Raw genomic sequence first — 12,245 nt, 5'->3', positions numbered from 1 at the left:
AAGGTACGTCAATGAATGCTCACCCCTACAGCCCCGCCTTTGTGGCCGGGGGATTCGGCTTTATCTCCGGCGCATTGTCCGTGGATGAAAGTGGTACTGCCGTACCCGGTCGCTCTGAAGCGCTGGTTGCCGCAGCCGCGAGGCTCTCCGAACGACTGGAAAGCGTCGGCATGTCCCTGGCTGACGTTATTAAGACCACCTATTTCGTCACGGACGTGACGCTGCGGGACGAAGCCAACATGCACTACGAAGTGCTGTTCGAGTCGCCGCGCCCGGCCCGTTCGTTTGTGGAGGTCGCTGCCCTGCCCTATGGAGCCACGGTGGAAATCGAAGCAATCGCGCACCGGAGGAAATGAAGACCAATGAGCGTGGAAATTCAGAACCGTGCGGCGGTGACCCCTGATGTCCCCGAACCGAAAATGCTGACACTCAGGGTGCACCAGAAAACCTGGGAAGCCGACGGCGTCATCCGGATGATGTTTGTTGATCCCGCCGGGGCGGCGCTCCCGCAGTGGCTTCCCGGCGCCCACCTGAGCTTGCACTTGCCCAATGGGCTCACTCGTGAATACTCCTTGTGTTCGGACCCTGAAGACCTCACAAGCTGGACTGTGGCCGTGCTGCGAACGCCCGATTCCCGCGGTGGCAGCAGGCTCATCCATGATGAGCTCCCGGTGGGAACACTGATTAAGGTTGAGGGTCCGCGCAACAACTTCCACCTTGATCATGCCGGGCGCTATGCACTGGTAGCTGGCGGTATTGGCATCACCCCGATCATTTCCATGGTGCGGCGGTTGGAATCAGTGGGAGCTGATTGGTCGCTGCTTTATACGGGCCGGTCACGTTCAACCATGGCTTTCCTGCCGGAGATTTCAGACCTGCCCCGGCAGCGGATAACTATCCACGCCGCCGACGAAGCTAATGGCAAATTCGCGGATCTCTCCGAGGCAGTCGGCTCGCTCCCGCCTGAAGCACTGGTGTATGCCTGCGGCCCTGAGTCTTTGATGCAAGCTGTAGCCGGCGCCATGGCAGACGAATCGCAATTGAGAATTGAGCGGTTCAAAGCACCGGACATCGTTCCCGGACCTGAACTCGATCAGACAAGTTTCGACGTCATCTGCCAAAGCACTGGTCAGCGGATTGCCGTTGGGCCCGATGTTTCAGTTCTGGAGGCCCTGAACGCCGCCGGTATCAACGTTCCCAGCTCATGCGCAGAGGGCATCTGCGGAACCTGTGAAACCGGAGTCATCGACGGAGACGTTGAGCATCGTGATTTCCTGCTTTCCCCGGCCGAACGGGCCGAGAACAAATCAATGTTTGTTTGCGTCTCACGTTGCCGGTCCCGGGACCTGATTTTGGATCTCTAGTACGAACATCACTCGACTGAAGGTTGATTCCCATGAACTATTTTTCAGCAGAGCCTGTCTGCAATCTGCGGTCGCTGCGTTCTGTGTCCCTGAAAGTGCCCGACACCCGGCCAGCCAGGGATTTCTACCATGAAGTTTGGGGCCTTTCCACCGTGGAGGAGGACACTGACAAGTTCTGGCTCCGCGGAACCGGTTCCGAACACCACATCCTGAGGCTGGAAAGAGGCGAGCAGAATGCCTTGGGCGGTGTCTCTTTCGCCTTGGCCACGCCGCAGGACGTTGACCGTGCCGCCACCAAGCTCACCGCCTTGGGGATTCCGCTGTTCCGTGAGCCCGGCCCTTTGGATGATGCTGCGGGCGGCTACGGTCTCCAGTTGGTGGACCCCGAAGGCAGGCTGGTGGAGCTGTCCGCCGACGTCCACGCGGTTGTCAGCCAGGAGCCCGCAGGTCGCCGGGCGCTTCCACGCAAGATCGCCCATGTGGTGCTCAATACCGTGGATATTGACCGCGCAACGGCTTTTTATACGCAGGTTCTGGGAATGCGGATTTCAGATTGGTCCGAGCACCAGATGGCCTTCCTGCGGTGCAACAGCGAGCACCATGCCATCGCGTTCAACCAGGCTCCCTGGACCTCGGTCAATCATGTGGCTTACGAGATGCAGAGCATTGATCACTTCATGCGCGGCATCGGCAACCTCAAGCGGCACAACATCGCGCCCCAGTGGGGGCCGGGCCGGCACGGTCCGGGTGACAATACGTTTTCCTACTTCACAGACCCCTCAGGCCTGGTGTGCGAATATACCTCCGAAGTAGCCCAGGTGGACGAGGACAGTTGGTTGTGCCGCACTTGGGAGCGGACGCCGGAACTGTCCGACCAGTGGGGAACTGCAGGTCCGCCCACTACCGCGGTCCGAAGCGCCATGGCTGGCATTCCGGACAGCGGGTATAAGTCGCTGGTGGTCCCTGGACGTGAGGACTACTTCTCCATGCCGGAAACTCCTGCTGCTGAAAAAGCCCATGCGTAGCACCTCGTTGCCGCCAGCCACCGACACAGGGTCGACTGTTGCCGAACGCCGGAAAACTGTCCATGGGGTCTCCCTGGTTATTCGCGGGGAAGGCACTCCTGTCTTCCTCATGCACGGCATCGGAGGGGCCGCGTCTTCCTGTGGTGCCCTGGCTCAGTTGCTGAGCACACACGGATTCCAGACGTTTTGCTGGGATGCACCCGGTTACGGCGAATCATCAGCTCCACCGGAAGGCTTGGATCATCCTGCTTTGGTGTTGGACATCCTGGCCACATTGGATGTTGGCCCTGCCCACCTGATCGGCACGTCATGGGGAGGCGTGATCGCCACCCGGATAGCCGCTCAAGCACCTGAGGCAGTGCGTTCCATTGTGCTGGCGGACAGCACCCGGGGTTCGGGCATTACCCGGACCGCCGCGCAACGCATGCTGGCGCGCGTTCCGGAACTGGCCGCCGTCGGTCCCGAAATCCTTGCGGCCCGGCGAGCGGCAAGACTGGTCTCCCCGTCAGCCCCGGCATGGGTGGCCGAAGCTGTGCGGGCGGACATGGCCGCAGTCCGCCTATCGGGTTTTGCATCGGCCGCCACCATGATGGCGCAATGCGACACGACGGACCTTCTGCCTCGGCTCCGGATCCCGGCGCTGGTCTTAGTAGGCCAGGACGATGTGATCACGGGCGTGGCGGAATCCCGGGTCCTTGCAGAGAACATCCCTGGCGCCACGCTGGGCATCATTCCAGGTGCAGGGCACGCCGCAGTGCAGGAAAAGCCGCTGGAGATGTCCGCTGCCATCCTCGCCTTCTGGGAGGACCTTCGATGACGCGCCTCGTGGTGGTTACGGGATCCGGGCGGGGACTTGGCTTCGACATCGCCGAACGATTGGCAGGTAGCGGAGACCGGATAGTCATAGCCGAGAAGAACCCCGACCTCGCCGAGCAAGCTGCCGCAGCACTCCGCGGTCGGGGTTTCGATGCTACAGCCGTCATTACCGACATCGCTGACAAAGTCTCAGTGGCAGACCTGGCCGCTGCGGTCCAGCAGCTGGGCGGCGCCGATGCGCTGGTCAACAATGCGGCACTGGCCGACGGCGTAGGCGGTGACACTTTTTGGGAACTGGACGAAGCCTTTTTCCAGAGGGTGATGACCGTCAATGCCTACGGGACCTGGCTGGTCAGCAAACACCTTTACCACCAGCTGGCACAAAGCCCGGGAGGCTCCATAGTCAACATCGCCTCAGACGCAGCGCTTTACGGCTCTCCACGGTTGGTCCACTACGTCGGATCAAAAGGAGCTGTCCTTGCGATGACCCGGACCATGGCCCGCGACGCGGGACCAGCCGGAGTCCGCGTCAACGCGGTTGCTCCGGGCCTGACCCGGGTGGAAGCCACCGAGTCAGTGCCGGCCTCACGCTACCGCCTCTACGAAGAGAACCGCGTGCTGCCAAGGGACCAACAACCCAAGGACGTATCAGGCGCCGTTCAGTTCCTGCTATCCGATGCAGCAGGCTTCATCACCGGCCAGACCATCGTGGTGGATGGCGGCTTCGTCATGAGCCACTGAAGCCGCTGGCCACTGAAATCGCTGGGCCGAACCGCCCTGCAGCGGACAAAAACACTAACAAGGAGTCCCACACATGGACCTGCAATTGAAGGACCGCACGGTGGTTGTCACCGGGGCGAGCTCCGGCGTCGGCCTTGCCACTGCGCGATATTTGCTCAGCGAAGGTGCCCGGGTTGCCGCCTGTGCACGTGACGCCGGCCGATTGTCCGCCGCGTTCGACGAATTCTCCTGGGCGGATAAGGACTCGATTTACCTTGCTTCGTGCGACGTCACGGATCAAGACGCCACCAACAGCTTCATCGCCGGCACATTGAATCGGTTTGGCGCCGTTGATGGCCTGGTCTGCAACGCCGGCCGTTCCTTGATGGCCACACTCCAGGACACCACGGACCAGCAGTTGCGTGATGAGTTCAGCCTGAAGATCTTCGGGGTTTTGAACATGGTACGTTCCGCCAGATCTGCCCTGAATGCCTCACCACACGGCTCGGTGGTCAACGTCAACGCGATCCTCTCCCGTCAGCCGGAGTTACGCCTGGCTGCCACCTCTGCTGCACGCGCCGCACTGTTGAACCTCACTCATTCCCTTGCCGAGGACCTGGCAACAGAGGGAACACGGGTGAACTCAGTGTTACTCGGTTTGGTGGACACCGGCCAGTGGCGGCGGCGCTTCGAGGAAGCCGACTCCGAGCTCGACTACAAGGCCTGGAGTGCCGGGATCGCTGCCAACCGCGGCATCCGGCTGGGCCGTTTCGGCACTGCTGAGGAGGTGGCCTTCCATATTGTTTCGCTGCTCTCGCCCCTCAGCGGCTACACCACAGGAGCAACCATCGACGTCGGCGGTGGCGTTGGGCGCTATGTCTAGCCAGCGGAACTTCATCACGAAAGAGATCCAGATATGTCAGTGACACAAGCAACGGTCCCGAGGGGGCCAACAGGCGGTGACGTCCTGGTCCGTGTAATGCGTCGGCACGGCATCGATACGGCCTTCGGGGTGATCAGCATCCACAATCTTCCCCTCGTCGAGGCAGTGGACAGGGAGCTGAACTTTGTTGCCGTCCGCCACGAGGCCGCCGCGGTCAACGCGGCTGACGCCTATGCCCGGGCCTCCGGCAAGATCGGGATTGCCCTGACCAGCACTGGTACGGGAGCCGGCAACGCCGCCGGTTCAATGGTGGAGGCGCTCACCGCGGGAAGCCGCGTGCTGCACATTACCGGCCAGATCGACAGCGAATTCATGGGTAGCAACCGTGGAGTGATCCATGAGGTTCCACGCCAGTTGCAGATGCTCCATGCGGTCTCCGGTTATGCCCGCACCATTTTTAATGGCAAGGACGCGGAGGCGGACCTGGAGGAGGCAATCGCACACCTGCTCTCTTCGCCTCACACACCGGCCAGCATCGAATGGCCAACAGATTTGCAGTACTTGGCCCACCCGGATGATCAGCGCCCGATCGACGCGCAGGTGAAGCCTTTACCAGATGACGACGCCGGTTCCGTCGCCGAAGCGGTCCGGCTCCTGGCAGGTGCCAAACGCCCGCTCATCTGGGCTGGCGGAGGAGCGGCAGGGGCAGACAAGGAACTTACGGCTCTGCTGCACATTTTGGGCGCAGGACTCCTGACCAGCAACTCGGGACGGGGCGTGGTTCCCGAAGATGACCATCTTGTCATCGGCAACTTTGCTACCACCGCCGCCGCTGTCGGGCTGATCGAAGAGTCTGATGTCTTGTTGAGTGTCGGCACGCACTTCCGTTCCAACGAGACGCAGCATTATTCCCTCAAACTGCCCGCCACTCACATCCAGCTGGACCTAGATCCTGAAGCAGTGGGCAGGGTGTATCCGGCCACTGTGGGCCTGGTGGGCGACTCCCGGGCAATTCTGCAGGCGATCATCAGCCAGTTGGGTAGCCATTCTGTGGACGCAGCGTGGGCACAGCGGGTGCTCGATGTACGCCTCGAGGTACGGGCCACCTTGACTGAGTACATCGGTGGTTATGCGGAAATCTGCCACAGCCTCAGGGACCGCCTTGACCGGGAATCCGTGGTAGCACGTGATGTGACCATCCCCTCCAGCCAGTGGGGTAACCGCCTTCTTGAGATGTACTCCCGCGAAACAAACATCTTTCCGGTGGGAGGCGGCATCGGCCAAGGTTTGGCCATGGGCATTGGGGCGGCCTGCGCCCGCCCGGGCGTTCCCACGGTGGTTATTGCCGGCGACGGCGGCCTCGCCGTTCATCTTGGTGAACTTGCCTCCCTTGCCGGCTCAGGGGTCTGGTGCGTGGTGCTCGTGTTCAATGACGGCGGCTATGGGGTTCTGCGCAACATGCAGAAAGCCAACGGCTTCGCGGAGGCAGGAGTCAACCTGCATACACCGGACTTTGCTTTGCTCGCCCAGTCACTGAACCTGCCGTTCTGGCGGGTGCGCGGCCCAGGTTCCTTTGATGGGGCCTTAGTGGAAGCACTCGCGGTGCGGGGGCCTGCGGTGATCGAGATCGATGTCACCGCTCTGGATCCCGTACCGGGTGCATTTGTTCCGCCGGTGCATATTCCAACCCCACATCAGTAGAGGAGCAGGAGAGCACATGAAATCAAGTACGGAAGTAGATCCGCGCCCTGTCCATGAGCCAGGCGGGGTGGTGCCGCAGCACGACGTCGTGTGTTTGCACGGCGGCGGGGGAGCAGCCGAATGGTTCGCCCAACAGCTTGACGCGTTGGGGGCCCGTGCCTGGGAACCGGGGATCGGCATGACGTTGGGCGTCACCGGTCCGCCCAGCCATATGGATGAGTGGGTTGAAGCGGCCTCGTCGGCCCTCTACGAGTCAACGGCCGGTCCAGCTCATATCCTTGCCAGCGGAACAGCCGCGTACGGGGCCATCATGCTCGCTGCAGTGCATCCAGAGCAGATCAAGAGTGTCATCCTGGGCGACCCCCTGGTGGACACGTCGGTTGAGGGATTCGTGGCCACGCTCCGGCGGGTGCGGGCGCCGTCGTTGGTCATTGCCGCCGCCCCTGACCTGGACGCCGATATCTCCATACCGCAAAGCATCGCCGGGGGAATCAGGAACGGGGTTTTTGTCATCATCGACAACACCGCCGTTCCAGCACACCAGAGCCGATCTCACTCATTCAACGAGTGGAGCAGGTCCTTCATGAACATCGCTGAAGGTCTGCACACCGTCACCGAAACCCAGGAGGAACGCAGTGCCTGAGCAATATCTTGAAGCCAACCAGTCCCGGGTGGGTCCGCCCAATCCTTACGAGCTGAAGCTCGCCGGAGCCCTGTCCGAGATTTTCGCCAGTGGTAGCCACGAACTGCCTGCCATCGTCTCGGGCCTGAACAATTTGGGCTTGAACGCCCCTGACGGTGAACCGTGGGATGAAACCCGATTCCGTTCCGAAATGCGACGACTGGGAGAGTAGGACATGACAACTGCAACTGCAACGGCAAGCCCCTCCGGAGTCAGAGCCGGCAGGGCCAAGACCAAAACTGTCGTCGGCACCCGGCGCCAACTCGATGCCGCAGAACTGGCAGCGACGGGACTGAGGGATCGCTGGTATCCCATCTACCCGTCCCGGTTCGTAGGTCCCGGCGACATGGTCAAAGTCCGACGCCTAGGCGTAGATTGGCTCCTGTTCCGCGATGCCAAGGGGCAAATCCGAATGTTGGAGGACCGCTGTCCCCACCGCAGCGCCCCCTTGTCCGTGGGCCAACACCTGGGGGACCGGGTGGCATGTAAATACCACGGCGTTCAGGTGGACGGCCGCGGCACCGTGGTTTCGGTTCCGGGCATGCCGGGTTGCGCGCTTGAGGGTAAGACAGTCACAGCATCGCTGGCCGTGGAGGAAGGCGCTGACATGATCTTTGCCTTCATGCCATTGACCGAGGACTCCGTGGTGACGGCGTTCAAACTGCCCGATCGCCTGGACAACCCCGAGGTCTCATGGTTCTCAAACTACGCTGAATGGAACAGTCCGTGGCGTTTCTACATGGACAACGTCCTGGACCCGATGCACGGTGCGTTCCTCCACCGTGACTCGCATTCCATGTTTGGTGGTGATACCAGTGCCCGCTTCCGTATCCGCGAGACCGATCGGGGATTCTTCTTCGAGAAAACGGACCAGCGCGGCAAGAACTTTGACTGGGTGGAGTACTGCCGTGAAGCCATGGATTACGTGGATCTGGAGATCCCGTATGCTGATTCGGCAGGTCCCGGGGGTTCGTTTGGCATCGTAGGAATGTCCACTCCTATTGATGCCCATACCTCCGCCGTTTTCCACTGGCGTACCCGGACCGTTTCGGACTGGGAACGGGACGTTTGGCGATTCATGTACAAGACAACCCTTGAAGAAAAGCACTGGGCGGTTTTGGAACAGGACCGGGAACTGTTGGAGGCGCTGGCTGCAGATGCGGACAAGGATGAGCACTTGTATCAGCACGATCTTGGAGTAGCCAGGATCCGTCGGGTCCATGATGCCGATGCCCAGAACCAGGCAGCGATTCTTTCAGAGGGAGTCGTTTAGCCCAAAGAACCTGCAGCTCGTAGTTCTTCGAGCTGCAGGTTCTTTTTTGTCGTGTGTCACACCCAATTCAGCAAAACAAAACCCGGGTACCGGCCACATCGGCCAGTACCCGGGTTCTCGAAGATCTAGCGGGTCACGCCGTACATCTCCGAGGTGGGAGGGTAGAACGGGATCTCCGGCTTCTTGGCGCCGATGATCACGCAGATAATCGCGTCAACATCGCTGACCGTGCGCAAACTCCGTGGAACCCCGGCCGGGACGCGGATCAGATCGCGGTAGCCCAGCACGCGGCTTGCTTTCTTGTTGCCGTCTTCCACGTCGTGCACGCTGAACTCCACCTCTCCTTCGAGGACAAAGAACACCTCTTCGACGTCCGGGTGCGTGTGCTCAGGACCTACGCATCCGGCGGGCAGCACCATGTTGGAAAAGGTGAAGTGCTCCGCTTGAAGGATGTTGTTGTCGTCTGAGTGGTCTCCGGTAGCTCCGGAACCGATGTAGCGGACCTGTCCGCGTCGGAATTTTTCACCCATTTTGGTCTGGAATTTCAGGGTATTGAAGTCAACAACCCGGCTCTCACGGGAGGCGATGGCCGAATCAATCAGCTCCTCAAGTTCCGGTAACTTGCTTTCGATAACGTCGCTCATGATGGACCTCTCTCGGATTGGTTATTGCCAGAGTTCGCAAGAGCCGAGGTGGTTCAATCTCTCTCGACTCTAACTATCTCAAGACTAAGATATACTGGGGCGTGCTGCAAGACCCCGGTGGAAAGTGCTCCTAATTGCTGCCTTCGTTGGGAAGCTCAGTGTTAAGATGCTTAGACCGAATGAAGGAGAGAGTGCGCATGACCACCGAATCGCGGAACACTGACACGGATGCCGTGGACGCCATTATTGAGGACTGGCACCGCGAACGCCCGGATCTTGATCCCAGGACCATCGGCGTCTTTGGCCGCTTGCAGAGCTTGGTGGCACGGCAGCGAGCTGTGCAGGATGTGAACTATGAGGAGTACGGGCTCACGTTGGCATCCTTTGATGTTCTGGCGAACTTGCGTCGTTCCGGCCCTCCGCACCGGAAGACTGCTGGTGAACTAGCCAGTTCATCCATGCTGACCACGGGCGGCATCACCTTTCGTCTGGACCGTATGGAGGAACAAAACCTCATAGAGCGGGTTCGGTCGAAAGAGGATCGTCGGGTGGTCTACGCCCAGATGACGGACCATGGCAAAGAACTCATTGACGAGGTCATTTCAAAGCATCTGGAAACGCAGCGCAATATGCTCGCCGGCCTGACCTCCAAGGAGATCGACCAACTGGCGGTGCTACTGAAGAAAACAGAAGCCTCCATCGTCGCCTATGACCCGAAGGCTTCCTCCGCGGACGAACTTACCCTGAACGTCTAGGCGATCACGGCGCGGGTTCGTCCATCCACTCCATCAAGCAAGGAATCGAATGAAGCCAGGACCCCGCAGGATCGGAATCATCGGACACGGAGCCATTGGGGCTCGTGTTGCTGCCGACATTGCAGCTGGAAAAGTCAAGGGGGCCACCCTTGAGGGAATCATTTGCCGCAGCCCCATAGACAACGCGCCGGCACCCCAGTTCGAGATGGAGCATGCGCTGGAGCGCTGCGACGTCTTGGTTGAATGTGCTGGGCAGGAGGTCTTGATTGAGCATGGCGAGGCTGTGCGTTCTGCGGGCGTAGACCTGCTCGCTACATCAATCGGGGCGCTTGCGGACCCACGCCTCTCACAGCGATTGTTGGCCGCAGGTCCTGGCAGACTTTTCTTGACCCCGGGCTCCATAGGTGGCCTGGACCTGTTGGCGTCGGGGGCCCGCGCGACTGGCTATGACGCCGTCATGATTACGACGACGAAGCTCCCGGGTTCCCTGATTCAGCCATGGATGGACGAGGCTGAGGCCGATCGAATTCGGAATACCCCCGGTCCCATCGAAATCTTCCGTGGTCCCGCTGCCCGAGCCACACAATTGTTCCCCAAGTCGCTCAACGTGGCAGCCGCCGTCGCCCTGGCGGTAGACGACTGGGATGCTGTGGCTGTGTCCGTGAGAGCCGACCCGGCGGCCGAGCTAACGACACACTTGATCGAGGCTTCCGGAAACAGCGGGAATTACCGCTTTGAAATCTGCAATAAAGTATCACCACAAAACCCGCGAACCAGCGGCGTTGTACCGTTCGCTGTGCTCCGGTCATTGGAACTGATCATCGGCGCGCGGGGTGGAATGATCTAGGAACGCCTCGCTCCGGTCACTTCCAAAGACTTGTCGGGGTCTGGCCGTCGGAGTTCCTTGGCAAGCAGTCCTGGAGGTCAAGTTCCGGTTCCGGCTCTTAGCTGACGGCGGTCAGGGCGTCGTCGTAAATCGCCAGCGCTTGGCGTACTTCTTCGGGGGTCACGACGGCGGGAGGCACCACGTGCACGCGGTTGTCGGCGATGAAGGGCAACAGTCCGCGGTTGAGCAGTTCCGTCTTCAGCTTGCCCATGAAGCCGGCGTTGACAGGTTTGCGGGTTGTGCGGTCTTCGACCAGTTCGAGGGCCCAGAACACGCCACGGCCGCGAACTTCGCCGATGAATTCGTGCCTGGCGGCGAGGGCTTTAAGGCCCGGTTCCAGGTGATCGGCGCCGATGCGTGCGGCGTTCTCCACGATGTTCTCCTGCTCGAAGGCTTCGATGGAGGCGACGACGGACGCCGCGGCGAGGGGGTGACCGGAGTAGGTGAGACCGCCGGGGAAGACTCGGTCATCGAAGGTCGCGGAGATTTCCTCCGAGATGATGACGCCGCCCACCGGGACGTAGCCGGAGTTGACGCCTTTGGCGAAGGTGATGAGGTCCGGACGGACGTTGAAGGCATCCAGGGCGAACCAGTCACCGGTGCGGCCGAAGCCGGCCATGACCTCATCGAGGATCAGGACGATGCCGTGCTGATCGCAGAGGGCGCGGACGCCCTCGAGATAGCCGGGCGGCGGGAGCAGGATGCCGGCTGTGCCGGGCACGGTCTCTAGGAGCATAGCGGCGATGGATTGTGGTCCCTCGAGCTCGACGGTCCGGCGCAGGTGCTGCAGGGCGCGCTCCGCTTCCTGCTCAGGGGTTTCGGCCCAGAACTCGGAGCGGTAGAGGTACGGGCCGAAAACGTGGACGTGGCCGCGAGAGTATTCATTGGGGATGCGGCGCCAGTCACCGGTGGCAACGATCGCGGCGCCGGTATTGCCGTGGTAGGAGCGGTAGCGGGAGATGACCTTGTCCCGGCCAGTGTGCAGACGGGCCATGCGGATGGCGTTCTCATTGGCGTCCGCACCCCCGTTGGTGAAGAACACTTTGTCCATGGTTGATGGGGCGTGGGACAGGATCTTCTGGGCTGCGACGGCGCGGGTGTGATTGGCGTGGGAAGGAGCCACCGTAGTGAGGATGTCCAGTTGTTCCTTGATGGCCCCGATGAGCCGGGGGTGCTGGTGCCCGATGTTGGTGTTGACCAGCTGGCTGGAGAAGTCCAGGTATGTCCTGCCTTCGTGATCCCACACGGCGCTGCCCGACCCGCCGGCAAGAGCCAGGGGGTTGAGGGTCTTCTGCGCAGACCAGGAGTGGAAGACATGGGCAGTGTCCAGTGCGGCAACGTCGGTGTTGCTGAGCGGGGCGGCCAGGGCGGTCCGGGTGGGAGACATTGATAGGTCCTCTCGAATGGGCTGGTGGGCTTCCCTTCATAATGTCAATCGGGACACATGAAGTCTTTCGACATTTGTATAGTTAGGGGACAGTTGAACTACCTTTTTC

14 protein-coding genes are annotated in these 12,245 nt (G+C 61.0%); 12 read left to right on the top strand and 2 right to left on the bottom strand.

Annotated elements, in window-relative coordinates:
* Positions 1 to 11: 11 nt before the first annotated feature.
* From J3A64_RS07225 to J3A64_RS07180, 10 genes are all read left to right on the top strand, one after another.
* Positions 12 to 356 (top strand): RidA family protein, encoded by a 345-nt coding sequence (locus tag J3A64_RS07225; RefSeq protein ID WP_011774615.1) that lies wholly within the window; start codon positions 12 to 14, stop codon positions 354 to 356.
* Positions 357 to 362: 6 nt separating this feature from the next.
* Positions 363 to 1,364 carry a PDR/VanB family oxidoreductase gene (locus J3A64_RS07220; protein WP_210063923.1) on the top strand — a complete coding sequence of 334 codons (1,002 nt, stop codon included), beginning with the start codon at positions 363 to 365 and terminating at the stop codon, positions 1,362 to 1,364.
* 32 nt (positions 1,365 to 1,396) lie between these two features.
* On the top strand, positions 1,397 to 2,389 hold the full coding sequence (locus tag J3A64_RS07215; protein ID WP_043470171.1) for a VOC family protein: 993 nt from the start codon (positions 1,397 to 1,399) through the stop codon (positions 2,387 to 2,389).
* A complete protein-coding gene (locus tag J3A64_RS07210) occupies positions 2,382 to 3,206 on the top strand; it encodes an alpha/beta fold hydrolase (RefSeq protein WP_014921730.1) in 825 nt (274 codons plus the stop codon). The genes J3A64_RS07215 and J3A64_RS07210 overlap by 8 nt, the downstream gene beginning before the upstream one ends.
* Complete coding sequence (locus J3A64_RS07205) at positions 3,203 to 3,946, top strand: 3-oxoacyl-ACP reductase family protein (protein ID WP_011774619.1); 744 nt, start codon at positions 3,203 to 3,205, stop codon at positions 3,944 to 3,946. The genes J3A64_RS07210 and J3A64_RS07205 overlap by 4 nt, the downstream gene beginning before the upstream one ends.
* Before the next feature lie 73 nt (positions 3,947 to 4,019).
* Entirely contained in the window at positions 4,020 to 4,808 is a 789-nt protein-coding gene (locus tag J3A64_RS07200; protein ID WP_210063922.1) for an SDR family oxidoreductase, read from the top strand.
* 33 nt (positions 4,809 to 4,841) lie between these two features.
* Positions 4,842 to 6,509, top strand: coding sequence for a thiamine pyrophosphate-binding protein (locus J3A64_RS07195; protein ID WP_210063921.1), 1,668 nt, complete (start codon positions 4,842 to 4,844; stop codon positions 6,507 to 6,509).
* Between the two features lie 16 nt (positions 6,510 to 6,525).
* A complete protein-coding gene (locus tag J3A64_RS07190; protein WP_210063920.1) occupies positions 6,526 to 7,152 on the top strand; it encodes an alpha/beta fold hydrolase in 627 nt (208 codons plus the stop codon).
* Positions 7,145 to 7,363, top strand: a complete 219-nt coding sequence (locus J3A64_RS07185) for a recombinase-like helix-turn-helix domain-containing protein (RefSeq protein ID WP_011774623.1) — start codon at positions 7,145 to 7,147, stop codon at positions 7,361 to 7,363. Before J3A64_RS07190 ends, J3A64_RS07185 begins: the two co-directional genes overlap by 8 nt.
* A gap of 3 nt (positions 7,364 to 7,366) precedes the next feature.
* Positions 7,367 to 8,464, top strand: a complete 1,098-nt coding sequence (locus J3A64_RS07180) for a Rieske 2Fe-2S domain-containing protein (RefSeq protein ID WP_210063919.1) — start codon at positions 7,367 to 7,369, stop codon at positions 8,462 to 8,464.
* Positions 8,465 to 8,589: 125 nt separating this feature from the next.
* Here J3A64_RS07180 and J3A64_RS07175 read toward each other — a convergent pair whose 3' ends face one another.
* Positions 8,590 to 9,108 (bottom strand): cupin domain-containing protein, encoded by a 519-nt coding sequence (locus J3A64_RS07175; RefSeq protein WP_011774625.1) that lies wholly within the window; start codon positions 9,106 to 9,108, stop codon positions 8,590 to 8,592.
* A 197-nt stretch (positions 9,109 to 9,305) separates the two neighbouring features.
* Here J3A64_RS07175 and J3A64_RS07170 point away from each other — a divergent pair, with 197 nt between their 5' ends.
* Both J3A64_RS07170 and J3A64_RS07165 read left to right on the top strand, forming a co-directional pair.
* Positions 9,306 to 9,863 (top strand): MarR family winged helix-turn-helix transcriptional regulator, encoded by a 558-nt coding sequence (locus J3A64_RS07170; protein ID WP_043470177.1) that lies wholly within the window; start codon positions 9,306 to 9,308, stop codon positions 9,861 to 9,863.
* Between the two features lie 49 nt (positions 9,864 to 9,912).
* The gene (locus J3A64_RS07165) at positions 9,913 to 10,710 is read left to right on the top strand and encodes an aspartate dehydrogenase domain-containing protein (protein ID WP_210063917.1); all 798 of its coding nucleotides are present in this window, start codon (positions 9,913 to 9,915) and stop codon (positions 10,708 to 10,710) included.
* A gap of 97 nt (positions 10,711 to 10,807) precedes the next feature.
* Here the strand turns inward: J3A64_RS07165 and J3A64_RS07160 are convergent, their stop codons facing one another.
* Positions 10,808 to 12,136 (bottom strand): aspartate aminotransferase family protein, encoded by a 1,329-nt coding sequence (locus J3A64_RS07160; RefSeq protein WP_210063916.1) that lies wholly within the window; start codon positions 12,134 to 12,136, stop codon positions 10,808 to 10,810.
* Positions 12,137 to 12,245: the final 109 nt, after the last annotated feature.

Source organism: Pseudarthrobacter sp. PvP004, from assembly GCF_017876035.1.
Taxonomy (GTDB): Bacteria; Actinomycetota; Actinomycetes; order Actinomycetales; family Micrococcaceae; genus Arthrobacter; species Arthrobacter aurescens_A.
The sequence above is the reverse complement of the archived record's forward strand: the minus strand, read 5'-3'. Positions and strand labels throughout refer to the sequence as shown.